The organism is Pseudomonas lalucatii, from assembly GCF_018398425.1.
In the GTDB taxonomy this organism is placed as follows: Bacteria; Pseudomonadota; Gammaproteobacteria; order Pseudomonadales; family Pseudomonadaceae; genus Aquipseudomonas; species Aquipseudomonas lalucatii.
Map to the genome: position 1 here is coordinate 271,304 of NZ_JADPMV010000001.1, position 23,150 is coordinate 294,453.

The following is a 23,150-nucleotide window of genomic DNA, read 5'->3' on the forward strand; positions in this document are numbered from 1 at the left end:
TGTGGGGTGATCTCCTGGAAGTGGGGTGACTCTCGGCTCAGCCAGGCTGCTGGGCCAGGGCCGCGTGCTCGGCGAGCTCGGCCTGGATAAAGGCGGCGATCATGCTCCGATAGACCGGCTCGACGACATCCGGGTTGGCACCCAAGGCCTGCGCCAACTCGCGCACCTTGGCGATCACCTGCTCGACCCGTTGCGGCGCCTTGACCTCCTCGCTGTTGCGCTTGAAGCGCGCGGCCTGGGCGACGAAGGCGCCGCGCTCGGCCAGCAGGGCGACCAGCTGGCGGTCGATGCGATCGATGTTTGCCCGCACTTCGGCGAGCGATTGGCAGTGAACGTCCATGTCTCGGCTGTCTCCTGGTTGGCGATGGTGGCGCGGCGAATGGCGGCGCACTAGCCGCCGCTGCCCAGCCGGCTCGGCGCTTAGCCGAGCTCGAAGCTGGTGATGCCGAAGATGCGTCCGAGGGGCAGGGTGGGGACGGTGCCTCGGTACATGCGGGCCGTCTCGAAGGATACCGTCATGCCGTGACGCTGCGCCATGGCGACCGCCGCGGCGTTGGTCGCCGGCACATCCAGGAAGATCTCCGCGCCGGCCGGGGCCGCGGCCCGCAGCGCCAGAAACAGCCGCTCGGCCAGCTCCGCGGTGTCGGCGAACAGGGGGCCGATCTTGTATCCGCTGCGGCACCTGCGCAGCACGGCGTAGCCGGCCAGCTGCCGGTCGCCAAGGATGCCGAGCGCCGTGCTCTCGGGCTGGGCGATCCAGTGCCGCAGGAACTCTGCGCGACTCTCCGGGAAAAATGGCCGGTCGTAGGCGCACAGGTCGGCGAAGGGCAGGCTGGACAGGGGCACTATCTCGGCATCGGTGCGCGGCTCGCCGCCCGCGAGCCCCTGGTAGCGGACGTTGGCATGGGCCAGGGCGAAGCCCGACTTGGCGTAGTTGCCTTGCTGCTCGACCACGCCGTCCAGGCCGACGGTGCGCCCGGCGAGGTAGGCCAGGCCGGCGTTCCAGAGCCGCAGGCCGTAGCCCTGGCCGCGGTACTGCGGCCTGACGATGTAGAAGCCGAGAAAGCCGAAGCCGGCGCCGTATTTCACCACCGAGATGACCGCAATGGGCTCATCGCCCAGCAGGCCGATGAGAAAGCCATCGGGGTCGGCTGCATGGTAGCAATCGGCATCGTGCAGGCCTGGATTCCAGCCTTCCGCCGCGGCCCAGTCGATGGCGATAGCGAGCTCTGCGCGGCGCATGGTTCTGATGCGGTAGTCGGGAGTATGCACGGTTTTGTCCACCCTGAAGGGCCGGGCGCGGTCGAGCCGCCGCCGGAGATGTCCGTCCCCCGACGCTATTCGATCCGTTCCGTGCTGTCCATCCGCACAGCGCTGATGGGCGGGCGCTGGGAGGGGCGTGAAGGGGGCAGCAGGGAGCGGGGGAATCGGCCCTGCTGCGGGGCGCTGCGGTCAGCTCTGCAGTTCGGGCAGATCCCGGTACAGCTCCAGCGCTTGCGGATTGGCCAGGGCGTCGGTGTTCTTCACCGGTTTGCCGTGCACCACGTTGCGCACCGCCAGCTCGACGATCTTGCCGCTGATGGTGCGCGGGATGTCGGCCACGGCGATGATCTTGGCCGGCACGTGGCGCGGGGTGGTGTTGGCGCGGATCACCTGGCGGATGCGCGCCTGCAACGCGTCGTCCAGCACCACGCCGTCGCGCAGGCGGACGAACAGCACCACGCGCACGTCGTCCTCCCAGTCCTGGCCGATGGCGATGGATTCCAGCACCTCCTCGACCTTCTCCACCTGGCGGTAGATCTCGGCCGTGCCGATGCGCACCCCGCCGGGGTTGAGCACGGCATCGGAACGGCCGTGGATCACCAGGCCGCCGTGTGCGGTCTCCTCGGCGTAGTCGCCGTGCGCCCAGATGCCGGGGAAGGTATCGAAATAGGCGGCCTGGAACTTGGCGCCGTCGGCATCGTTCCAGAAGCCCACCGGCATGGAGGTGAAGTGGCGGGCGCAGACCAGCTCGCCTTTCTCGCCCAGCACCCGCTGGCCGGCGTCGTTCCACACCTGCACGTCCATGCCCAGGCCCTTGCACTGCAACTCGCCGCGCCACACCGGCAGCACCGGGTTGCCGAGGGCGAAGCAGGAGACGATGTCGGTGCCGCCGGAGATCGACGACAGGCACAGGTCGGCCTTGATCTCGCGGTAGACGTACTCGAAGCTCTCGTGGGACAGCGGCGAGCCGGTCGACAGGATGGCCTTGAGGCGTGTCAGCCTGTGGCTGCTGCCCGGTTTCTCACCGGCCTTCTCCAGGGCGGCCAGGTACTTGGCGCTGGTGCCGAAGACGCTGATGTCCTCGGCGTCGATCAGGTCGATCAGGCGCTCGGCGCCGGGGTGGAAGGGCGAGCCGTCGAACAGCACCAGGGTGGCCCCCAGGGCCAGGCCCGAGATCAGCCAGTTCCACATCATCCAGCCGCAGGTCGTGTAGTAGAACAGGCAGTCGTCGGCCGTCAGGTCGGTGTGCAGGCCCAGCTCCTTGACGTGCTGCAGCAGCACGCCGCCGGTGCCGTGGACGATGCACTTGGGCACGCCGGTGGTGCCGCTGGAATAGAGGATGTACAGCGGGTGGTCGAAGGGCAGCGGGGTGAACTGCGGCTCGCCGCCGGCCCGGTAGAAGTCGTCCCACAGGGCGATCCGGGCGCTGGAGTGGAAATCGCCGGGCTTGGCGTCGGCATTGGCGTAGGGCACCACGATCAGCTGCTGCAGGGATGGCAGGCGTTCGAGGATTTCATTCAGTTTGCCGGTCAGATCGAGGTTCTTGCCGGCGTAGCGGTAGCCGGCGGCGGCGATCAGCACCTTGGGCTCGATCTGGCCGAAGCGGTCGATCACCCCCTGGGTGCCGAAGTCCGGCGAGCAGGAGGACCAGGTGGCGCCGAGGCTGGTGGCGGCGAGCATGCCGACCACCGTCTGCCAGGTGTTGGGCATGAAGGCGGCGACCCGGTCGCCGACCCCCACGCCGGCGTCGCGCAGGCTCTGCTGCAGGCCGGCGACATGGGACGCCAGCTCGGCGTAGCTCAGTTGCTCGCGGCTGCCGTCCTCGCCGACGGCGACCAGCGCCGGATGGGCATCGCGGCGGCGCAGCAGGTGTTCGGCGAAGTTCAGCGTCGCGCCGGGGAACCAGTGGGCGCTGGGCATGGCCGGGCCTTCCTGCAGCACGGCGTGCGGCTGCTGGCGGAAGCGGATCTCGAAGAAGTCGACCACGGCCTGCCAGAAGGCTTCGCGCTGCGCCACGCTCCAGTCGTGCAGGGCCGGGTAGTCGACCAGTTCGAGGCCGTGGCGCTGGTTGACGAAGCGGCGGAAGGCGTCCATCCGGGTGGCGGCGATACGCTCGGCCGAAGGGGCCCACAGGGGTTGTTGCATGACGACTCCTCATCTTCATTCGTGTTGTGCCAGACCATCGAAGCTGGCCGATGGCACGCTAGCCTAGCGCTCGCCACGCGCCTTGAACGCCAGCGACCCTTTTTACTCGGCTGCCGACCTGGGCCGTGCCGTGGCGGCGCTGCACCGGTCATGGTCGTCGGCGCGGCCCTCCTGGCGGCGGCGCTTTACAGGGCGTAAACAATGGCTGACGGCCTCGCCCGCTCAGGCGCCGGCCAGCCGCGCCCGGGCCACCCGCGAGCCGTTTTCCTTGCCCAGCACCGTGCAGATGCGCTGGCCGGCGGCGATCAGCCGGTCGAGGTCGACGTCGGTGGCGATGCCCAGGCCGTCGAGCAGGTACAGCACGTCCTCGGTGGCGACGTTGCCGGTGGCGCCCTTGGCGTAGGGGCAACCGCCCAGGCCGGCGACCGAGCTGTCGAACACGCCGACGCCTTCCAGCAGGCTGGCGTAGATATTGGCCAGGGCCTGGCCGTAGGTGTCGTGGAAGTGCCCGGCGAGCTTGTCGCGCGGGATGTCGCGTCCGACCACCTCGATCAGCCGGCGGGTATCGCCGGCGGTGCCGGTGCCGATGGTGTCGCCCAGGGACACCTCGTAGCAGCCCATGGCGAACAGGTCGCGGGCCACGCGGGCGACCTGTTCGGGGGCGACGAAGCCGTCGTAGGGACAGCCGAGCACGCAGGAGACATAGCCGCGCACGCGGACGCCGTGCTGCCGGGCGGCATCGAGCAGCGGCAGGAAGCGTTGCAGGCTCTCGCCTATGGAGCAGTTGATGTTCTTCTGCGAGAACGCTTCGCTTGCCGCGGCGAACACCGCCACCTCCTTGACCCCGGCCTCGAGGGCGGCCTCGAAGCCCTTCAGGTTGGGCGTCAGGGCGGCGTAGGTGACGCCTGGGCGCTGCTGGATGCCGGCGAACACCTCTCGGCTTCCGGCCATCTGCGGCACCCACTTGGGCGAGACGAAGCTGCCGACCTCGATATAGGCGAGGCCGGCGGCACTCAGGTCGTCGACCAGGCGCACCTTGTCGGCCACGCTGATCGGTTGTTTCTCGTTCTGCAGGCCGTCGCGCGGGCCGACTTCGACCAGGCGCACCTGTTTGGGTAGATTCATCGTTGCCTCTGCGTTGGTTGGCCTATTCGATGGGTATCGCTGTGCTCAACCCATCCTACGCCAGCCATCTTGTGGGATGGGTTGTACAGGGCGATAGCCATCAGGCGTTTTCCTCCAGTTCCACCAGCACGCTTCCTTCGGCGACCATCTCGCCCTCGCCGCAGTACAGCGCCTTGACCGTGCCGGCATGGGGCGCGCGGATGCTGTGCTCCATCTTCATGGCCTCCAACACCACCAGGGCGGTGCCGGCCTCGACGGCTTGTCCGGCCTCGACCAGCACGCGGACGATGCTACCGTTCATCGGTGCGGTCAGGCCGCCGTGGTGACTGTGGCGGGCCTCGGCCTCGGCGATCGGGTCGACCCGGCTGACGGCGTGCAGTTCGCCCCGGTACTCGAGGAACAGGCTGGCGCCGCGGCGGATCGCCAGGTGCGGGCGGCGCAGGCCCTGCCGCTCGACCCACAGGCGCTCGCCCTCGAGTCGCACGGCGCCGGCGGCGCTCGGGCGCAGGCGCACCAATTGGCGCTCACCGGCGCAGACCAGGTGCAGGTCGGTCTCCGCCGGCAGGCCGGCGCGCCAGCCGCTGGTGGCGCTCCAGGGCGAATGGAAGTCCTCGTGCTTGCGCCGCAGCGGCTCGCCCTGGGCGAAGGCTTCGGCGGCCAGTTGCCAGAACTCGGCGGGCAGGGCGCTCGCTTCCGGCAGCAACTGCTGCTGGTGGCGGGGGATGAAGCCGGTGTCCAGCTCGGCGTCGGCGAAGGCCGGATGGGCCAGCACGCGACGCAGGAAGGCCAGGTTGGTCCTGACCCCGCCGACGGCGGTCTCGTCGAGCATGGCCAGCAGGCGCAGGCGCGCCTCCTCGCGGTTGTCGCCCCAGGCGATCAGCTTGCCCAGCATGGGGTCGTAGAAAGGCGACACCTCGTCGCCCTCGGCCACGCCCGTATCGACCCGGCGCCCGGGACCCGACTGGGCTTCACGATACAGCGCCAGGGTGCCGGTGGAGGGCAGGAAGTCGTTGTCCGGGTCCTCGGCGTAGAGCCGCACCTCGATGGCGTGGCCGATCAGCGGCACCTGCTCTTGGCTGATCGGCAGCGCTTCGCCACGGGCCACGCGGATTTGCCAGGCCACCAGGTCGAGACCGGTGATGGCCTCGGTGACCGGATGCTCCACTTGCAACCGGGTATTCATCTCCATGAAGAAGAAATCGCCGCGCTCATCCAGCAGGAACTCCACGGTGCCGGCGCCGACATAGCCGATGGCCTGGGCGGCCTTGACCGCCGCCTCGCCCATGGCCCGGCGCAGCTCGGCTGTCAGGCCGGGGGCGGGGGCTTCCTCGACCACCTTCTGGTGACGACGCTGGATCGAACAGTCGCGCTCGTTGAGGTATAGGCAGTGGCCGTGCTGGTCGGCGAACACTTGGATCTCCACGTGGCGCGGCTTGAGCACGTACTTTTCCACCAGCATGCGCGCATCGCCGAACGAGGACTGCGCCTCGCGCTGGGCACTGGCCAGGGCCTCGGCCAGCTCGCTTTCGCGTTCGACCACCTTCATGCCCTTGCCGCCGCCACCGGCGGCGGCCTTGAGCAGCACCGGGTAGCCGATCACCTCGGCGGCGGCGCGGAAGGTCTCCAGGTCCTGGGCTTCGCCGTGGTAGCCGGGCACCAGGGGTACGCCGGCCTGTTCCATCAGGGCCTTGGCCGCCGACTTGCTGCCCATGGCGTCGATAGCCGAAGCGGGCGGGCCGAGGAAGAGCAGGCCGGCCTGCTCGATGGCGCGGGCGAAGCCGGCGTTCTCGGAGAGAAAGCCATAGCCCGGGTGGATGGCCTGGGCGCCGCTGGCCTTGGCCGCCGCGATGATAGCGTCGATGCGCAGGTAACTGTCGGCCGGCTTGGCGCCGCCCAGATCGATGGCGATGTCCGCCTCGCGCACATGCCGGGCAGCGCGGTCGATGGCGCTGTGCACGGCCACGGTGCGGATGCCCATGGCCTTGGCGCTGCGCATCACCCGGCAGGCGATCTCGCCGCGGTTGGCCACCAACAGGGTGTCGATATGCTTGAGACTCATGCGTGGGGCTCCTGCCAGGCGGGTTGGCGTTTGTCGAGGAAGGCGCCGAGGCCTTCCTGGCCCTCGGCGCTGACGCGGATACGGGCGATGGCGTTCTCGGTGTAGCGGCGCAGGGCCGGGGTCAGCACACCGCTGCCGACTTCGCGCAGCAGGTCCTTGGTCGCCTGCATGGCCTGGGGGCTGTTCAGCAGCAGGTTGGCGACCCAGTCGACGCCGGCCTGCTCCAGTTCGGCGGCCGGGTAGCACTCGGCCAGCAGGCCCAGCTCGCGGGCCCGTTCGCCGCCGAAGCGCTCGGCGCTCAGGGCGTAGCGGCGGGCGGCGCGTTCACCGATCGCCTGGACGACGAAGGGGCTGATCACCGCCGGAACCAGGCCGATGCGCACCTCGGACAGGCTGAACAGCGCATCGGTGGCGCCGATGGCCATGTCGCAGCAACTGACCAGGCCGACGGCGCCGCCGAAGGCCGCGCCCTGGACCACCGCCAGGGTGGGGATGGGCAGCTTGTGCAGGTTGTACATCAGCTCGGCCAGCTCGCGGGCGTCGTTGAGGTTGGCGTCGTAGTCCAGCGCGGCGGACTGCTGCATCCAGGCCAGGTCGGCGCCGGCGGAGAAGTGCTTGCCGCGCCCGCGCAGGACCAGGAAGCGCAGGCCCTTGTCGGCCTGCACCGCGTCCAGGGCGAGGATCAGCTCGCGGATCATCTGCGCGTTGAAGGCGTTGTGCTTGTCCGGGCGATCGAGCCACAGGGTGGCGACGCCGCGCGGGTCTGTTTCCAGTTGTACGGTGGTGAAGTCGGTCATGGTCATTTCCCTGGCTTACATGCGGAACACGCCGAAGGTCGTCGGCTCGATCGGCGCGTTGAGCGCGGCGGACAGCGCCAGGCCGAGCACCTCGCGGGTCTGCGCCGGGTCGATGACGCCGTCGTCCCACAGCCGGGCGCTGGAGTAGTAAGGGTGGCCCTGGCGCTCGTACTGCTCGAGGATCGGCTGCTTGAGCTTGGCTTCCTCTTCGGCGGAGAAGGCCTGGCCGGCACGGGCCGCCTGCTCGTGCTTGACCTGCACCAGCACGCCGGCGGCCTGCTCGGCGCCCATCACGCCGATCCGCGCGTTCGGCCACATCCACAGGAAACGCGGGTCGTAGGCGCGGCCGCACATGCCGTAGTTGCCGGCACCGAAGCTGCCGCCGATGATCACGGTGAACTTCGGCACCTTGGCGCAGGCCACCGCGTTGACCAGCTTGGCGCCGTGCTTGGCGATGCCGCCGGCCTCGTACTTCTGCCCGACCATGAAACCGGTGATGTTCTGCAGGAACAGCAGGGGGATGCCGCGCTGGCAGGCCAGTTCGATGAAGTGCGCGCCTTTCTGCGCCGACTCGGCGAACAGGATGCCGTTGTTGGCGAGGATCGCCACCGGGTAGCCCTGAATGTGGGCGAAGCCGCAGACCAGGGTGGCGCCGAACAGCGCCTTGAACTCGTCGAACAGCGAGCCGTCGACGATGCGGGCGATCACCTCGCGCACATCGAAGGGCTGCTTGGCGTCGCTGGGGATCACCCCGTACAGCTCCTCGGCGTCGTACAGCGGGGCGATCGGCTCGCGGTGGTTGAGCACGCCCTGTTTGCGCCAGTTGAGGTTGGCGATGCTGCGCCGGGCCAGGGCCAGGGCGTGCTCGTCATTGTCGGCATAGTGGTCGGCCACGCCGCTGGTCTTGCAGTGCACGTCGGCGCCGCCCAGGTCCTCGGCGCTGACCACCTCGCCTGTGGCGGCCTTCACCAGCGGCGGGCCGGCGAGGAAGATGGTGGCCTGGTTGCGCACCATGATCGCCTCGTCGGCCATGGCCGGCACATAGGCGCCGCCGGCGGTGCAGGAGCCCATCACCACGGCAATCTGCGGGATGCCCATGGCGCTCATGTTGGCCTGGTTGAAGAAGATCCGCCCGAAGTGCTCGCGGTCGGGAAACACCTCGTCCTGGCGCGGCAGGTTGGCGCCGCCGGAGTCCACCAGGTAGATGCACGGTAGGCGGTTCTCGCGGGCGATGGCCTGGGCGCGCAGGTGCTTTTTCACCGTCAGCGGGTAGTAGCTGCCCCCCTTCACCGTGGCGTCGTTGGCCACGATCATGCATTCGACGCCTTCCACGCGGCCGATACCGGCGATCACCCCGGCGGCCGGCACCTCTTCGCCGTACACCCCGTGGGCGGCCAGCTGGCCGATCTCGAGGAAGGGCGAGCCGAGGTCGAGGAGGCGGTTGATGCGTTCGCGCGGCAGCAGCTTGCCGCGGGAGATGTGGCGGTGCTGGGCCTTCTCGCCGCCGCCTTCGTGAATGCGCGCGAGGAGGCTGCGCAGGGCGCCGACCTGATCGCGCATGGCCGTGCTGTTGGCGGCGAACTCCGGCGAACGGGTATTGATCTGGGTGTGCAGGATGGCCATGGTCGCTTCCTGTAGGGTGCGCTCTGCGCACCACGCCGTTGTCTTGTGGTGCGCACAGCCTGGGCGGCCCCGCGCACCCTACGGATCACTTGGTTTCGTTGAACAGCTCGCGGCCAATCAGCATGCGCCTGATCTCGCTGGTGCCGGCGCCGATCTCGTAGAGCTTGGCATCACGCAGCAGGCGGCCGGTGGGGAACTCGTTGATGTAGCCATTGCCGCCGAGGATCTGGATCGCCTCCAGGGCCATCTGGGTGGCGCGTTCGGCGCTGTAGAGAATCACCCCGGCGGCGTCCTTGCGGGTGGTCTCGCCGCGGTCGCAGGCCTGGGCCACGGCATAGAGGTAGGCACGGCTGGCGTTGAGCTGGGTGTACATGTCGGCGACCTTGCCCTGGATCAGCTGGAACTCGCCGATGCTCTGGCCGAACTGCTTGCGGTCGTGGATATAGGGCAGCACCGCGTCCAGGCAGGCCTGCATGATGCCGACCGGGCCGCCGGCCAGCACCACGCGCTCGTAGTCCAGGCCGCTCATCAGCACCTTCACGCCGCCGTTCTCCACGCCGAGGATGTTCTCCTCCGGCACCTCGACGTCATCGAAGAACAGCTCGCAGGTGTTGGAGCCGCGCATGCCCAGCTTGTCGAACTTGCTGCCGCGGGAAAAACCCTTCCAGTCGCGCTCGACGATAAAGGCGGTGATGCCGTGGGGGCCTTTTTCCAGGTCGGTCTTGGCGTAGATCACATAGGTGTCGGCGTCCGGACCGTTGGTGATCCAGGTCTTGCTGCCGTTGAGCACGAAACGGTCGCCACGGCGCTCGGCGCGCAGCTTCATCGACACCACGTCGGAGCCGGCATTGGGCTCGCTCATGGCCAGGGCGCCGATGTGCTCGCCGCTGATCAGCTTGGGCAGGTACCTGGCCTTCTGTTCGGCCGTGCCGTTGCGGTTGATCTGGTTGACGCACAGGTTGGAGTGGGCGCCGTAGGACAGCCCGACCGAGGCCGAGGCGCGGCTGATCTCCTCGATGGCCACCACGTGGGCCAGGTAGCCGAGACCGGCGCCGCCGTATTCCTCCGATACTGTGACGCCGAGCAGCCCCATGTCGCCGAACTTCTTCCACATGTCGGCGGGGAACAGGTTGTCACTGTCGATGGCGGCGGCGCGGGGCGCCAGCTCGGCGGCGACGAAGGCCTGGACCTGCTCGCGCAGCATGTCGATGGTTTCGCCGAGGGCGAAGTTGAGGGACGGATAGCTCATGGTTCCACCTGTGATTATTCGATTTAAGTTCAGTAGTTAACGCTTTGTTTTTTAACAATTTCAGCCAGCGCGATCAGGCAGCGCTCCTCGGCTGTATCCAATTCCAGCTGCATCTGTTGAATGTCCAGCAGCTGCTGCTGCAGCTGGGCGCGGCGCTCGGCGATCTTGCCCATGAAGGTCTCCAGCTGCTTGCGATTGCCGTGGCCCGGGTCGTACAGCTCGATCAGCTCCTTGCACTCGGCCAGGGAAAAGCCGATGCGCTTGCCGCGCAGGATCAGCTTCAGGGTGACCTTGTCCTTGGCGCTGTAGATGCGCTCCTGGCCGCGCCGCTCGGGGCTGAGCATGCCTTGCTCCTCGTAGAAGCGGATGGCGCGGGTGGTGATGTCCAGCTCGCGGGCCAGGTCGGAGATACCGTAGGTGGCGGCCATGCGTAGATCTCGGCTGCTGTGCTTTACGTTAACGTAAACGTGCCGGGCTTCTAAGTCAACGCCCGTCACAAGAATGTCTGGGGCAGGGTGCCAAGGAATGTAGGAAAAAATCCTATAAGACAATTAGGTACAAAACTAACCTAAGGTGTAACGAGAACTGTTGCTTCCTCCCCCGGTGCACCGAGTGGTCGTCCGGCAGGGGGGCAGACCCTGGAAGAGTCCCCAGCCGCGCGGCGAGACCTGTCGCTTGGCTGGGGCAAACAGCAGGCGCTTTTAGTGGTGCGCTACCAGGCTGGCGCCGGAGTAGCTGGAGTAGCCGCGCAGCATCACATGATAGGTGCCGGCTTGTGGGGTGTTGAAGGTGCAGGTTTCGCTGTTGCCGTCGAGGTAGGGACGGCAGTCGTAGCTGCTGGTGGTCGGGGGCGTGCCGAAGCGCACGTAGAGGTCGGCATCCCCCGTGCCGCCGGAGAGGCTGAAGGTGAGGCTGCCGACGCCGCCTGGCACGGTGATGTTGTAGGCTTTGGTCGAGCCCTTGCTACCGGAGAGCCCGGATATCGGCTGGCCGTTGAACAGCGTATCGTCGTTCACCGGCGGTTCGCCGAGTTGCGCGTCGATTGCCGCGCGGGCATCGACCAGACCGCTGCCGCAGCCTCCGGAACAGCTGCCGGGCAGCGGCCGGGCAGAGTTCTTCAGGTGGCTTTCCACCTGCGCCGGGGTCTTCGGCGCCGCGGTCTGCATCAGGGCGACCACCCCGGCTACGTGCGGAGCGGCCATCGAGGTGCCGTTGTAGGCGGCGTAGCTGGCGCTGCCGGGGGTGGTGGTACCGCTGTTCAGGGTGGAGAGAATCCCCGACCCCGGCGCGGCGAGGTCGACCACAGAACCGTAGTTGGAGAAGCTCGAGCGCGACCCGCTGCGGGTGGTCGCCGCCACCGTGATGACGTTGTTGCAGTTGGCCGGGTTGAAGTTGCTGGCGTTTGCGTTGCTGTTGCCCGCCGCGACCACCACGGTGGTGCCGCGGCCGACCGCGCTGTTGATGGCGTTCTGCGTGGTAAGGCTGCAGCTGCCGCTGCCGCCCAGGCTCATATTGATCACCTGGGCCGGGGTGCTGGTGGTCGGCACGCCGCTGACACTGCCGCCGGAGGCCCAGACGATGCCGTCGGCGATGTCCGAGGTGTAGCCGCCGCAGGTGCCGAGCACGCGCACCGGCATGACCTTGGCGTTGTAGGCGACCCCCGCCACCCCCTCGCCGTTATGGGTCACGGCGGCCACGGTGCCGGCGACGTGGGTGCCGTGCCAGCTGGAGTCGCTGGGCGTGCCGCACTGGCCGGTGGTCCAGTCGCCCGGGTCGGACGGGTCGGCATCGCGGCCGTTGCCGTCGTTGGCCACCTCGGTATCGGAGATCATGTCGTAGCCGGCGACCAGGTTGCCGTCCAGGTCGGGATGGCTGACGACGCCAGTGTCCAGCACCGCGACCACCGTGCCGCTGCCGGTGCTGCGGTCCCAGGCGGCCGGTGCATTGATCCCGGCCGTGGCCTCGTAGTAGTGCCACTGCTCGTTGTAGCGCGAATCGTTGGGCGTGAAGACGGGCTTGAGCAGGGCGTCCACCTCGACGTACTCGACGTTGGGGTTGGCGGCGATCTGCTGCATCAGGGCCTCGGCGCCGGCACGGTCGAGCTTGCGGGCCGACTTGATGACATCGGCGCCAAGGGCGGTGCGGCGCAGCTGGCCTAGGCCGAGGCCCTGGAGCAGGCCGGCCTCGTTGAGGGCCTGGGCCCGCATGCTGCTGCTGGCCAGTTCGCTGCTGCCGCTGCGGTACTTGACGATGAAGCGATCGTAGTTCTGGCCTTCCTTGAGCACGCTGGTGTTGATCCGTGCGCTAGCTGCGTCTGGCGCGGCGAAGGCCATGGGTGCGGCGATTGCCACAGCGCAGGCGGTAGCCAGCGCAGGGTGGCGCAGGGCACGCGTGGTGCGAGTACGGGTAGAAGTCACGTTTGCATATCCCCTGTATTAGGTGGGTAACGGGCGCGCGGGTTGCGGCCTCGTCGCTCCTGACTGATAGAGGGATGCTCGGCAGCGCGCTCGTGGCGCCTGCAGAGGGCGTCCGGACCGGCGTCGATCGCCGGCGAACTCTCGCGACTGCGGGGGGCGTGACCCCTCGTCTGCGGACTGCACATCCCTGTGTACCCTCAAAACGCGATAACGCTTCGAGGCTCCTTGCTTCCTTCGTGCGATTGGGGTTGACGATGCCCGAAGACGGCAACCCGGCCCCGTGCTTCGGCGGAAGTACCGCGGGGGGCAGAGAAGCAAGCACCATGGTTCCAATTGCGTTGGTGAGAATAGCCGCGATCTCCCGGTGCGCTAGCCGACATCAGCCGGCAACGTGACGATGTGCACTGATCGAGATAAGTCGGCCAGATTCGCCCCGAGGGTAACTAGACAGGTGCAGATCACCAGTTTACGTTAACGGAATCACTCGCGACGACGATGGCCGAGCCGGTGCTGGGCGAAGCCGTCGAAGCCTTCCCATGGCGGTCAGCGACAAGCTGCGCAAGGCTCGCATGCCAAGCTCTGCAGCGTGTGCCGGCACGTGCCGCGGCCAACAGCGGTGCCGGTGTAGAAGCTGCCGCTGCCGATAAAGGAGTATCCGATGCGCCCGGCGATCAGCCACTTCCCGCTACCTGACAGCCTCGAGCACGTGCCGGACGACCTGCGCGAGCGGATTCTCGCGGTACAAGACAAGACCGGCTTCGTGCCCCATGTGTTTCTCATGCTGGCCCACCGCCCGGACGAGTTCCGTGCCTTCTTCGCCTATCACGATGCCCTGATGGAGCGGGAGTCCGACAGCCTGACGCCGGCGGAGAAGGAGATGATCGTAGTCGCCACCAGTGCCCGGCATGGCTGCCTGTACTGCGTGGTGGCGCATGGTGCGGTGTTGCGCATCTACAGCAAGGATCCGCTGCTCGCCGATCAGCTGGCGGTCAACCACCGCACCGCGCCGCTCGGCGGGCGCCAGCGGCTGATGCTCGATTTCGCCTTTCATGTCGGGCTCGAACGCGGCGGTCTGGATGGCGACTGGCAGGCGCGTCTGCAGGCTGTCGGTTTCAGCCTCGACGATATCTGGGACATCGGCGCCATCACCGCGTTCTTCAGTTTGTCCAACCGCCTGGTGTCGCTGGCCGGTACGCCGCCCAACCCCGAGTTCTACCTGATGGGCCGCGTGCCCAGGGCGCCGCGTTGAGGCCGTCCGAGCGCCGCGGTGCCCGTCGCCAGCGGGCGGCCCACGGAGTGTGACTGCAGCGCCTTCCCGCCTCGCGTTCAGGGGAGGGCAGGGCTGTGGCTGGCTGCTGCCGCCTCGCCGGTCGGTGCAATATTTTTGCATAACGCACCTGATTTTTTGCTCGTTATTATTTTACGAATGCCTGCTTATACTCTGGCTCGCCGGTCATCGGCGCGTCGCCCGGTTGGCCCTGTCGGCAGCAGCCATGGGCAGAGGCAACGAACCGGAAGCATAGGGATATGTCCGGGCAATGTAGCTCGCGGATAGATCATGAGGTCGGGATTAGACCTTCGTATAATGTTTTTCGTTTACGTAAAGGTAATAGTGTCTGCAGCGCCATAACCAATAACAACAATCAAGGTTAGAGGGCTCCACATGTCACCAGAGTTCGTATTGGAAACGCGCGGATTGACCAAGGAATTTCGCGGCTTCACCGCCGTGGACTCGGTCGACCTGCGTGTGCAGCAGGGACACATCCATGCCTTGATCGGACCCAACGGGGCCGGCAAGACCACGGTGTTCAACCTGCTGACCAAGTTCCTCCCGCCGAGCCGCGGCGAGATCCTCTACCAGGGCAAGGCGATCACCGGCCTGCAGCCGAACGAGATCGCCCGCCTGGGCCTGGTGCGCTCCTTCCAGATTTCCGCCGTGTTCGGCCACATGAGCGTGTTGGAGAACGTGCGTGTGGCGCTGCAGAGCAAGCTGGGCAACTCGTTTCGGTTCTGGCAATCCGAGCGTACGCTCGAGCGCCTCGATCAGCGCGCCCGGCAGATGCTCGACGAAGTGGGCCTGCTCGGTTTCGCCGACACCCTGGCCATCGAGTTGCCCTACGGGCGCAAGCGCGCCCTGGAACTGGCCACCACCCTGGCCCTGGAGCCGACCGTATTGCTGCTCGACGAGCCGACCCAGGGCATGGGCGCGGAGGACGTGGAAATGGTCATCGGCCTGGTGCGCCGCGCCGCGGCGGGGCGCACGGTGTTGATGGTGGAGCACAACCTCGGCGTGGTCAGCCAGCTGTGCGACCGCATCACCGTGCTGGCCCGTGGCGCGATCCTCGCCGAGGGCGACTACGCCAGCGTCTCGGCCAACCCCCAGGTGCGCGAGGCCTATCTGGGCAGCGAAGCGGCCGTCCTCGAGGAGGCACACCCATGACCAGCCTGCACAGTCCGCATTACGAGCAGCTGCGGGTCAGCGACCTGCATGCCTTCTACGGCGAATCGCACATCCTGCATGGCATCGACCTGCTGGTGCGCCGCGGCGAACTGGTGACCCTGCTCGGACGCAACGGCTCGGGGCGCTCCACCACGCTGCGGGCGATCATGAACCTGGTGGGCCGGCGTACCGGTTCGATCGTGATCAACGGCAACGAGACCCTCGGCATGGCCGCGCACCTGGTCCCGCGCCTGGGTGTGGGCTTCTGCCCGGAAGAGCGCGGCATCTTCGCCAGCCTCAACGTCGAGGAAAACCTGCTGCTGCCGCCCATGGTGCGCAGCGGCGGCATGAGCCTCGACGAGATCTACGAGATGTTTCCCAACCTCTACGAGCGGCGTTTCAGCCAGGGCACCCGGCTGTCCGGCGGCGAGCAGCAGATGCTGGCCATGGCGCGCATCCTGCGCACCGGCGCCAACCTGCTGCTGCTCGACGAGATCACCGAGGGTCTGGCCCCGGTGATCGTGCAGAAGCTGGCCGAGGTGCTGCTCAAGCTCAAGGAGAAGGGCCTGACCATAGTGCTGGTGGAGCAGAACTTCCGCTTCGCCGCACCGCTGGCCGACCGCCATTACCTGATGGATCACGGTCAGATCGTGGAGGAAATCAGCGCCGCCGAACTGCCGCTCAAGCAGGAGTTGCTGCACAGCAGCCTCGGCGTCTGACCCCCAGTCTCACCCCTCGAAACATGCCGTGCGGCGCGCCCCAGGCCCGCCGGATCGAGGGCGCTTTTCCCGGTACAACAACAATAACTGTGGAAGGTAACCCGATGAATCTGTTCCAGAAGACAGCAAGCACCATCCTCGCCAGCAGCCTGATCGCCTGCGCCGCCCAGGCGCAGGTCAGCGACGACGAAATCCGCATCGGCTACCTGGCCGATATGTCCGGCACCTACCGCGACCTCTCCGGGCCGGGCGGCCTGGAAGCGCTGAAGATGGCCGTCGAGGACTTCGGCGGCCAGATCGATGGCAAGAAGATCGTGATCTTCAGTGCCGACGACCTGAACAAGCCGGATGTCGGCGCCAACACCGTGCGCCAATGGGTCGATGAGCGCAACGTCGACATGGTCACCGGCCTGGTCGCCTCTTCGGTGGTGCTGGCGGCGAGCAAGGTGGTGGAGCAGTCGGGCAAGCTGGCGCTGATTTCCGGTGCGGCGGCCTCCAGCCTGACCGACGAATTCTGCTCGCCCAACCATGTCCACTGGACCTACGATTCCTTCGCCCTGGCCAACGGCACAGCCAAGGCGGTGCTGGCTAACGGCGGCAAGAACTGGTTCATCTTGACCGCCGACTATGCTTTCGGCCATGCCATGGAAGGTGACATCACCAGGGTGGTCGAAGCCGATGGCGGCGCCGTGCTGGGCAAGGTTCGCCATCCGTTCCCGAGCAGCGATTTCTCCTCCTACATCCTCCAGGCCCAGGGCTCCGGGGCCGATGTGATCGCCCTGGCCAACGCCGGCGCCGACACGGTCAACTCGCTGATGACCGCCAACCAGTTCGGCGTCGCCCAGTCCGGGCAGAAGCTGGCCGGCATGGTGGTGTTCCTCAACGATATCCACGCCATGGGCCTGGACGTGACCCAGGGCCTGATGCTGACCACCGGCTGGTACTGGGACCTCAACGAGGAGACCCGTGCCTGGGCCAAGCGCTATGAGGAACGCGTCGGCAAGATGCCGGGCATGGTGCCGGCCGGTATCTACTCGGCCGCCATGCACTACCTGAACGCGGTCAAGGCCACCGGTAGCGACGATACCCAGGCGGTGCGCGCGCAGATGATGGCCACGCCGGTCAACGACATGTTCGCCAAGAACGGCCATATCCGCGCCGATGGCCGCATGGTCCACGACATGTACCTGGCCCAGGTGAAGAGCCCGGCCGAGTCGAAGGGCGAGTGGGACCTGTACAAGATCGTCCGCACCATCCCGGGTGACCAGGCCTTCCGTCCGCTGGCCGCGAGCCAGTGCAAGCTGCTGGCGAAGAACTGACCGGCAGTCGACATCAGCTCACCACCCGGCTGCTGCAGCCGGGTGTCACTGACCTCCAGCGGGTGGACAATCATGACTATGGTACTCGGCATACCGCTGAGCGTGCTGCTCGGCCAGCTGCTGCTCGGCCTGATCAACGGGGCCTTCTATGCCCTGCTCAGCTTGGGCCTGGCGATCATCTTCGGCCTGCTGCGGATCATCAACTTCGCCCATGGCGCCCAGTACATGCTCGGGGCTTTCGCCGCGGTGCTCGGCCTCAACTACCTGGGCGTCAATTACTGGGTGGCGCTGGTCCTGGCACCGCTGCTGGTCGGAGCCCTGGGCATGCTCGTCGAGCGCGGCCTGTTGCGCCGGATCGCCGGCGAGGATCACCTCTACGGGCTGTTGCTGACCTTCGGCCTGGCGCTGATCGTCGAGGGCTGTTTCGTCAAGCTGTTCGGCGTCTCCGGTGCGTCCTACCCGATGCCCGAGCTGCTCAAGGGCGGCTACAACCTGGGCTTCATGTTCCTGCCCAGCTACCGCGCCTGGGTGGTGGTGGCCGCCTTGCTGGTGTGCCTGGCCACCTGGTACATGATCGAGCGCACCCGGCTCGGCTCCTACCTGCGCGCCGGTACCGAGAACCCCAAGCTGATGCAGGCCTTCGGCATCAACGTGCCCCTGCTGATCACCCTGACCTATGGCTATGGCGCGGCACTGGCGGCATTCGCCGGGGTGCTGGCTGCGCCCATCTATTCGGTCACCCCGACCATGGGCGCCAACCTGCTGATCGTGGTGTTCGCCGTGGTGGTCATCGGCGGCATGGGCTCGATCATGGGCGCCATCGTCACCGGCCTGGCCATGGGCCTGATCGAGGGGCTGACCAAGGTGATCTATCCGGAGGCGTCCAACACCGTGGTGTTCCTGGTGATGGTGCTGGTGCTGTTGATTCGTCCCGCGGGACTGTTCGGAAAGGAGGCATAGCCATGACCAGTCTGCATATCAAGCAGGACAGCCTGGTGCCGCAACCCCAGGCGGTGCGCGAGCGCCAGCAGGCCGCGCAGCGGCGCCAGCGCTGGTTCTACCTGGCGCTGCTGGGTGTCGCCCTGGTCGCGCCGCTGGCGGTGTACCCGGTGTTTCTGATGAAGCTGCTGTGCTTCGCCCTGTTCGCCTGCGCCTTCAACCTGCTGCTCGGCTACGCCGGCCTGCTGTCGTTCGGCCACGCCGCCTTTCTCGCCACCGGCGGCTACGTCACCGGCTTCCTGCTCAGCCAGTACAGCGGCCTGGGCACCGAGCTGGGGATACTTGCCGGCACCCTGGCCTCCACGGTGCTGGGCCTGCTGTTCGGCCTGCTGGCGATCCGCCGTCAGGGCATCTACTTCGCCATGATCACCCTGGCGCTGGCGCAACTGGTGTTCTTCATCTACGTGCAGGCGCCGTTCACCGGCGGCGAGAACGGCCTGCAGGGCGTGCCACGCGGTCAGTTGCTCGGCCTGTTCGACTTGAACGACAACCTGACGCTGTACTACTTCGTCCTGGCGGTGTTCATCTTCGGCTTCGCGGTGATCCAGCGCACCATCCATTCGCCCTATGGCCAGGTGCTCAAGGCGATCCGCGAGAACGAGCCGCGGGCGATCTCGCTGGGCTACAACGTCGACGCGCACAAGCTGCTGGCCTTCGTTATCTCCGCCGCGCTGACCGGTCTGGCCGGCTCGACCAAGACCGTGGTGTTCCAGCTGGCCTCGTTGACCGATGCCCACTGGCACATGTCCGGCGAGGTGATCCTGATGACCCTGCTCGGCGGTGTCGGCACCGTGCTCGGGCCGCTGGTCGGCGCCGGCGTGGTGGTCACCCTGCAGAGCTACCTGTCCAACGGTCCCTTGGGCGAGTGGGTGCATGTGATCCTCGGGGTGATCTTCGTCATCTGCGTGCTGCTGTTCCGAGCCGGCATCGTCGGCTGGGTGCTGAAGCTGGCCAGGCGCAACTTCTAGAGCAAGCCCTCCTTGGTACTTCGGGTGCGGACCGAGATCCGCGCCGGGGGGGGCTGTTTGCCGAAATCGCCCGGTCGAGTGGTCGGCAGGGCTGTCTAGCCGCCACGGCAAACCCGTGGCTAATGGGCCGGCTCCACCGGCCTTCGCCGGGTTACGCGCCGCAGTGGGCTGTCTGGGATGCGGCACTACCCCATCTACAAGAAGAGAGACCTATGTCCGTACTTCGTCCTACTCAGGTATTCATGCTCTCGGGCCTGGCCGCGGCCTTCGCAATTTGCACGCCGGCCTCGGCCGCGTTGCTCGACGACAGCAAGGCCAGCCTGGATATGCGCAACTTCTACATGAACCGCGACTTCCGTCAGGACGGCGCCAAACAGGCCAAGGCCGAGGAGTGGGCCCAGGGCTTTATGCTGCGCTTCGAGTCCGGCTACACCGAGGGGCCCGTCGGCGTTGGCCTCGACGCCATCGGCCTGCTCGGCATCAAGCTCGATTCCAGCTCGGACCGGGTCGGCACCGGTATCCTCAAGAGCGACCGCGAGGCGCCCAAGCGTGCCCAGGACGAATACGGCGAAGTCGGTCTGACCGCCAAGTTGAAGGCGTCGAACAGCACCCTCAAGCTCGGCACCCTGCAGCCGGTGCTGCCGGCCGTGATGCGCAACGACAGCCGTCTGCTGCCGCAGACCTTCCGCGGCGCCTGGCTCAACAGCAACGAGGTGGAGGGGTTGAGCCTGGACCTTGGGCGCCTCGACCGGATCAACCTGCGCGACTCCTCGGATAATGAGGAGATGACCGTGTTCAACGGCGGTAAGCGCAACATCACCCTGGGCAGCAGCAAGACCAGCGACGAGTTCCTGTTCGCCGGCGGCCGCTACCAGTGGACACCCGAGCTGGCCACCAGCTACTACTATGGCGGCCTCGACGGCATCTATAAGCAGCACCTGGTCAACCTGGTGCATCAGCTGCCGCTGGGCGAGGGGCAGAGCTTCAAATCGGATATCCGTTACGCCCGCTCCACGGACGACGGCGGCAGCAACGTCGACAACGATGCCTTCGGCGCGCTGTTCAGCTACCGCCTCGGCGGCAATGCTTTCACCGCCGGCTACCAGCACCTCTCCGGCGACACCGGTTTCGCCTACATCGCCGGCGCCGACAACGCGTTGGTCAACCTGGTGCAGATCAATGATTTCGGCAACCAGGACGAACGCAGCTGGCAGCTGCGCTACGACTTCGACTTCGTCGCCGTTGGCATACCGGGCTTGACCTTCATGACCCGCTACCTGTCCGGCGACAACGTCGACCGCGGCGCCGGCCAGCGCGAGGGCAAGACCTGGGAGCGCAACACCGATATCGCCTACGTGGTGCAGAGCGGCCCGCTGCAGAACCTCGGCCTGCGCCTGCGCAACGCCACCACCCGCAGCAACTTCGGCAGCGACCTGGACGAGAACCGCTTGATCCTCAGCTACAGCCTGCCGCTCTGGTAAGGCCGGGCTAGCCGCTCGATTCGCTTGCTCCCCGGTGTGTCCTGTGCCGGGCCCTGGTGGCCCGGCTTTTTTATTCTCCGGCCTCAATGCTGATGCGAGCCGTTTGCCGACCATGCATCTCTGACGGCCATTCTCGCCGGTAGTCGGGGAGCCATTGCGTTGACGTTAACGTAATGAGTTGTTAGCGTCCCAAGGTTCACACAGCCATGAACCCATGCCATACGCGCCGCTGCGCGCTGTCGCGCCTGGGCAATAGACCAAGGATCAAGCATGACCGCCAAGACCTACAGCATTTCCGAACTGGCGCGTGAGCTGGACGTGACCACCCGCACCATTAGGTTCTACGAAGAGCAGGGCATGCTGTCGCCGACCCGGCGCGGCCAGGAGCGGATCTACACGCCCAAGGACCGGGTGGCGCTGAAGCTGATTCTGCGCGGCAAGCGCATCGGCTTCTCCCTGGCCGAGTGCAAGACCCTGATCGAGCTGTACGACCCCCAGGGTGACAACCGTCACCAGCTCAACATCATGCTGGGCAAGATCGCCGAGCGGCGCCTGCAACTGGAGCAGCAGCTGCTGGATATCCGCCAGATGCAGCTGGAACTGGACACCGCCGAAGAGCGCTGCCGCGCCGCCTTGCTGGAGATTCCCGAGACCCATTGAAGCCCGGGTCGCCGCCCGTCAGTCCTGGGGCGCGCGCAAGGCCGCGCGCAGGGCGCTCATGACCATGTCGTGGAGCAGCTCGAGCCGTGCCGGGGCGCTCAGCCCTGGCGTCTCGAGCCAGGCCGGTAGCTGGTTGAGCAGGCTGACGATGCTGCTCAAGGCCGCGCGCCGGCTGCTGCCGAGCGGTTGCCCGCCGAATCGCTCCGCGCCTTGTATCAGCAGGTGTTCGTAGCGACCGCGCAGCTCGCCGATCCGCGCCTGCTGCTCGCTGGCCAGGCAGTGGCCGTCGTATTCGGCGAGGCGGAAATGCGCGCCCATGCTGGCGTGCAAGCGCAGGTGCGCCTCGAGCAGCCCATGCAGCTGCTCGGCTGGCGTGGCGGCGCGGCGACTCAGCTGACGGGCGCCGTGCAGCAGCTGTTCGTAGAGCTCTTCGATCAACTCGAACAGCAGCGCTTCCTTGCTCTCGATGTGGTGGTAGATCGAGCCGGGCTTGATCCCCAGGTGCTCGGCCAGGTCGCGCATGCTCACGCGGCTGAAGCCGCGTTCGGCGAACAGGCTCAGGGCCTGGCTGCGGGTGGCCTGGTAGCGCGAGGGATCGGCAAGTCGTTGAGTGGCGGGCATGGCGGTGCATTGGCTGTGAGTGGGCGAGTGCCGAGCATGGCGCCCCGGGCGGGGAAAACCCAGGTCGCCAGCGCTCGGTTGGCCTGAGCGGTTTGGCCAATGCCGGTTACAGCGGGTAGTTGGCCAGTTCGCGGGCGATCAGCAGGCGCTGGATCTCGCTCGAGCCCTCGTAGATCTGGGTGATACGTGCGTCGCGGTAGTAGCGCTCGACCGGGTAGTCTTCCAGGTAGCCATAGCCGCCGTGGATCTGCATGGCGTTGGAGCACACGCGCTCGGCCATTTCCGAGGCGAACAGCTTGGCCTGGGAGGCCTCCGACAGACAGGGCAGGCCGGCGCTTTTCAGCCGCGCCGCGTGCAGGATCAGCAGGCGGGCGGCGTTGAGCCGGGTGTGCATGTCGGCGAGCATATTGGCGATGCTCTGGTGCTCGGCGATCGGCTTGCCGAACTGGATGCGCTCGCGGGCATAGGCCAGGGCGGCCTCGAAGGCGGCCCGGGCGATGCCCAGGGCCTGGGCGGCGATGCCGATGCGCCCGCCGGCGAGGTTGGACAGGGCGATGGCCAGGCCCTTGCCGCGCGCGCCGAGCAGGTTGTCGGCGGGGATGCGGCAGTCGTCCAGGGTCACCGCGCAGGTGTCGGAGGCGCGGATGCCCATCTTGTGCTCGCTGCGCTCGACCACGAACCCCGCCGTATCGGTCGGCACCAGAAAGGCCGACAGGCCCTTCTTGCCCAGCTCCGGATCGGTCACGGCGAAGACGATGGCCAGGCGCGCGCGCTTGCCGTTGCTGACGAACTGCTTGGCGCCGTTGAGCACCCAGTGGCCGTCGACCAGCTCGGCGCGGGTGCGCAGGTTGTGCGCCTCGGAGCCGGCCTGGGGCTCGGTCAGGCAGAAGCAGCCGATGGCCTGGCCGCTGGCCAGCAGCGGCAGCCAGCGATCCTGCTGCTGCTGGGTGCCGAAGCCGAGGATGGGCCCGCAGCCCACCGAGTTGTGGATGCTCATCAGGGCGCCGAGGGCGCCGTCGCCGGCGGAGATCTCCTCTACGGCCAGGGCATAGGCCACATAGTCGGTGTAGCTGCCGCCCCATTGGTCCGGTACCACCATGCCGAGCAGGCCCAGCTCGCCCATCTGCGCCACCACGGCGTCGTCGAGCCAGTCGGCCTTCTCCCAGGCTTGGGCGTGGGGGGCGACTTCGCGGCGGGCGAAGTCGCGAGCCATGTCGCGGATCATGCATTGCTCTTCTGTCAGCTCGATGTCGTGCATCGCACCG

Annotated in this window: 20 protein-coding genes; 8 read left to right on the forward strand and 12 right to left on the reverse strand. The window is 67.2% G+C overall.

The window, feature by feature from the left end; genetic code table 11:
• Positions 1-37 precede the first annotated feature (37 nt).
• The 10 genes from I0D00_RS01250 to I0D00_RS21405 all read right to left on the reverse strand — a co-directional run bounded on the left by I0D00_RS01250 (position 38) and on the right by I0D00_RS21405 (position 12,678).
• Positions 38-340, reverse strand: a complete 303-nt coding sequence (locus I0D00_RS01250; protein WP_213637952.1) for a chorismate mutase — start codon at positions 338-340, stop codon at positions 38-40.
• Between the two features lie 80 nt (positions 341-420).
• The gene (locus I0D00_RS01255; RefSeq protein ID WP_338050364.1) at positions 421-1,272 is read right to left on the reverse strand and encodes a GNAT family N-acetyltransferase; all 852 of its coding nucleotides are present in this window, start codon (positions 1,270-1,272) and stop codon (positions 421-423) included.
• Positions 1,273-1,452: 180 nt separating this feature from the next.
• A complete protein-coding gene (locus I0D00_RS01260) occupies positions 1,453-3,408 on the reverse strand; it encodes an acetoacetate--CoA ligase (RefSeq protein ID WP_213637953.1) in 1,956 nt (651 codons plus the stop codon).
• 222 nt (positions 3,409-3,630) lie between these two features.
• Entirely contained in the window at positions 3,631-4,533 is a 903-nt protein-coding gene (locus I0D00_RS01265; protein ID WP_213637954.1) for a hydroxymethylglutaryl-CoA lyase, read from the reverse strand.
• A 100-nt stretch (positions 4,534-4,633) separates the two neighbouring features.
• A complete protein-coding gene (locus I0D00_RS01270; RefSeq protein WP_213637955.1) occupies positions 4,634-6,592 on the reverse strand; it encodes an acetyl/propionyl/methylcrotonyl-CoA carboxylase subunit alpha in 1,959 nt (652 codons plus the stop codon).
• The gene (locus I0D00_RS01275) at positions 6,589-7,389 is read right to left on the reverse strand and encodes a gamma-carboxygeranoyl-CoA hydratase (RefSeq protein ID WP_213637956.1); all 801 of its coding nucleotides are present in this window, start codon (positions 7,387-7,389) and stop codon (positions 6,589-6,591) included. The genes I0D00_RS01270 and I0D00_RS01275 overlap by 4 nt, the downstream gene beginning before the upstream one ends.
• 15 nt (positions 7,390-7,404) lie before the next feature.
• Positions 7,405-9,012, reverse strand: coding sequence for a carboxyl transferase domain-containing protein (locus tag I0D00_RS01280; protein WP_213637957.1), 1,608 nt, complete (start codon positions 9,010-9,012; stop codon positions 7,405-7,407).
• An 85-nt stretch (positions 9,013-9,097) separates the two neighbouring features.
• Entirely contained in the window at positions 9,098-10,261 is a 1,164-nt protein-coding gene (locus tag I0D00_RS01285; protein ID WP_213637958.1) for an isovaleryl-CoA dehydrogenase, read from the reverse strand.
• 29 nt (positions 10,262-10,290) lie between these two features.
• On the reverse strand, positions 10,291-10,689 hold the full coding sequence (locus I0D00_RS01290) for a MerR family transcriptional regulator (protein WP_213637959.1): 399 nt from the start codon (positions 10,687-10,689) through the stop codon (positions 10,291-10,293).
• Positions 10,690-10,962: 273 nt separating this feature from the next.
• Positions 10,963-12,678, reverse strand: coding sequence for a S8 family peptidase (locus I0D00_RS21405; RefSeq protein WP_338050365.1), 1,716 nt, complete (start codon positions 12,676-12,678; stop codon positions 10,963-10,965).
• A gap of 658 nt (positions 12,679-13,336) precedes the next feature.
• On the opposite strand from I0D00_RS21405, the gene I0D00_RS01300 reads away from it, so the two are divergent.
• The 8 genes from I0D00_RS01300 to I0D00_RS01335 all read left to right on the forward strand — a co-directional run bounded on the left by I0D00_RS01300 (position 13,337) and on the right by I0D00_RS01335 (position 21,264).
• Positions 13,337-13,927, forward strand: a complete 591-nt coding sequence (locus I0D00_RS01300) for a peroxidase-related enzyme (protein ID WP_213637960.1) — start codon at positions 13,337-13,339, stop codon at positions 13,925-13,927.
• 414 nt (positions 13,928-14,341) lie between these two features.
• Positions 14,342-15,118: an ABC transporter ATP-binding protein gene (locus tag I0D00_RS01305; protein WP_213637961.1), complete on the forward strand. Its 777-nt coding sequence runs from the start codon at positions 14,342-14,344 to the stop codon at positions 15,116-15,118.
• Positions 15,115-15,837: an ABC transporter ATP-binding protein gene (locus I0D00_RS01310; RefSeq protein WP_213637962.1), complete on the forward strand. Its 723-nt coding sequence runs from the start codon at positions 15,115-15,117 to the stop codon at positions 15,835-15,837. The genes I0D00_RS01305 and I0D00_RS01310 overlap by 4 nt, the downstream gene beginning before the upstream one ends.
• Positions 15,838-15,941: 104 nt before the next feature.
• Entirely contained in the window at positions 15,942-17,156 is a 1,215-nt protein-coding gene (locus I0D00_RS01315; protein WP_213637963.1) for an ABC transporter substrate-binding protein, read from the forward strand.
• 72 nt (positions 17,157-17,228) lie between these two features.
• A complete protein-coding gene (locus I0D00_RS01320; protein ID WP_213637964.1) occupies positions 17,229-18,116 on the forward strand; it encodes a branched-chain amino acid ABC transporter permease in 888 nt (295 codons plus the stop codon).
• Positions 18,117-18,118: 2 nt separating this feature from the next.
• A complete protein-coding gene (locus tag I0D00_RS01325) occupies positions 18,119-19,123 on the forward strand; it encodes a branched-chain amino acid ABC transporter permease (RefSeq protein ID WP_213637965.1) in 1,005 nt (334 codons plus the stop codon).
• Positions 19,124-19,365: 242 nt separating this feature from the next.
• Entirely contained in the window at positions 19,366-20,604 is a 1,239-nt protein-coding gene (locus I0D00_RS01330; RefSeq protein WP_246533214.1) for an OprD family porin, read from the forward strand.
• A 270-nt stretch (positions 20,605-20,874) separates the two neighbouring features.
• On the forward strand, positions 20,875-21,264 hold the full coding sequence (locus tag I0D00_RS01335) for a MerR family transcriptional regulator (RefSeq protein WP_213637967.1): 390 nt from the start codon (positions 20,875-20,877) through the stop codon (positions 21,262-21,264).
• Between the two features lie 18 nt (positions 21,265-21,282).
• On the opposite strand, the gene I0D00_RS01340 is transcribed toward I0D00_RS01335, so the two are convergent.
• Together I0D00_RS01340 and I0D00_RS01345 are read right to left on the reverse strand one after the other, a co-directional pair.
• Positions 21,283-21,885, reverse strand: coding sequence for a TetR/AcrR family transcriptional regulator (locus tag I0D00_RS01340; RefSeq protein ID WP_213637968.1), 603 nt, complete (start codon positions 21,883-21,885; stop codon positions 21,283-21,285).
• A 106-nt stretch (positions 21,886-21,991) separates the two neighbouring features.
• Positions 21,992-23,143 (reverse strand): acyl-CoA dehydrogenase family protein, encoded by a 1,152-nt coding sequence (locus tag I0D00_RS01345; protein WP_213637969.1) that lies wholly within the window; start codon positions 23,141-23,143, stop codon positions 21,992-21,994.
• Positions 23,144-23,150: the final 7 nt, after the last annotated feature.

Bases quoted from the DNA above. Each gene is read 5' to 3' on its own strand.
- I0D00_RS01335 (WP_213637967.1), top strand. From the start codon at position 20,875: ATGACCGCCAAGACCTACAGCATTTCCGAACTGGCGCGTGAGCTGGAC.
- I0D00_RS01300 (WP_213637960.1), top strand. From the start codon at position 13,337: ATGCGCCCGGCGATCAGCCACTTCCCGCTACCTGACAGCCTCGAGCAC.
- I0D00_RS01265 (WP_213637954.1), bottom strand. From the start codon at position 4,533: ATGAATCTACCCAAACAGGTGCGCCTGGTCGAAGTCGGCCCGCGCGAC.
- I0D00_RS01310 (WP_213637962.1), top strand. From the start codon at position 15,115: ATGACCAGCCTGCACAGTCCGCATTACGAGCAGCTGCGGGTCAGCGAC.
- I0D00_RS01330 (WP_246533214.1), top strand. From the start codon at position 19,366: ATGCTCTCGGGCCTGGCCGCGGCCTTCGCAATTTGCACGCCGGCCTCG.
- I0D00_RS01315 (WP_213637963.1), top strand. From the start codon at position 15,942: ATGAATCTGTTCCAGAAGACAGCAAGCACCATCCTCGCCAGCAGCCTG.
- I0D00_RS01345 (WP_213637969.1), bottom strand. From the start codon at position 23,143: ATGCACGACATCGAGCTGACAGAAGAGCAATGCATGATCCGCGACATG.
- I0D00_RS01270 (WP_213637955.1), bottom strand. From the start codon at position 6,592: ATGAGTCTCAAGCATATCGACACCCTGTTGGTGGCCAACCGCGGCGAG.
- I0D00_RS01260 (WP_213637953.1), bottom strand. From the start codon at position 3,408: ATGCAACAACCCCTGTGGGCCCCTTCGGCCGAGCGTATCGCCGCCACC.
- I0D00_RS01275 (WP_213637956.1), bottom strand. From the start codon at position 7,389: ATGACCGACTTCACCACCGTACAACTGGAAACAGACCCGCGCGGCGTC.
- I0D00_RS01290 (WP_213637959.1), bottom strand. From the start codon at position 10,689: ATGGCCGCCACCTACGGTATCTCCGACCTGGCCCGCGAGCTGGACATC.
- I0D00_RS01340 (WP_213637968.1), bottom strand. From the start codon at position 21,885: ATGCCCGCCACTCAACGACTTGCCGATCCCTCGCGCTACCAGGCCACC.
- I0D00_RS01285 (WP_213637958.1), bottom strand. From the start codon at position 10,261: ATGAGCTATCCGTCCCTCAACTTCGCCCTCGGCGAAACCATCGACATG.
- I0D00_RS01250 (WP_213637952.1), bottom strand. From the start codon at position 340: ATGGACGTTCACTGCCAATCGCTCGCCGAAGTGCGGGCAAACATCGAT.
- I0D00_RS01320 (WP_213637964.1), top strand. From the start codon at position 17,229: ATGACTATGGTACTCGGCATACCGCTGAGCGTGCTGCTCGGCCAGCTG.
- I0D00_RS01280 (WP_213637957.1), bottom strand. From the start codon at position 9,012: ATGGCCATCCTGCACACCCAGATCAATACCCGTTCGCCGGAGTTCGCC.
- I0D00_RS01325 (WP_213637965.1), top strand. From the start codon at position 18,119: ATGACCAGTCTGCATATCAAGCAGGACAGCCTGGTGCCGCAACCCCAG.
- I0D00_RS01305 (WP_213637961.1), top strand. From the start codon at position 14,342: ATGTCACCAGAGTTCGTATTGGAAACGCGCGGATTGACCAAGGAATTT.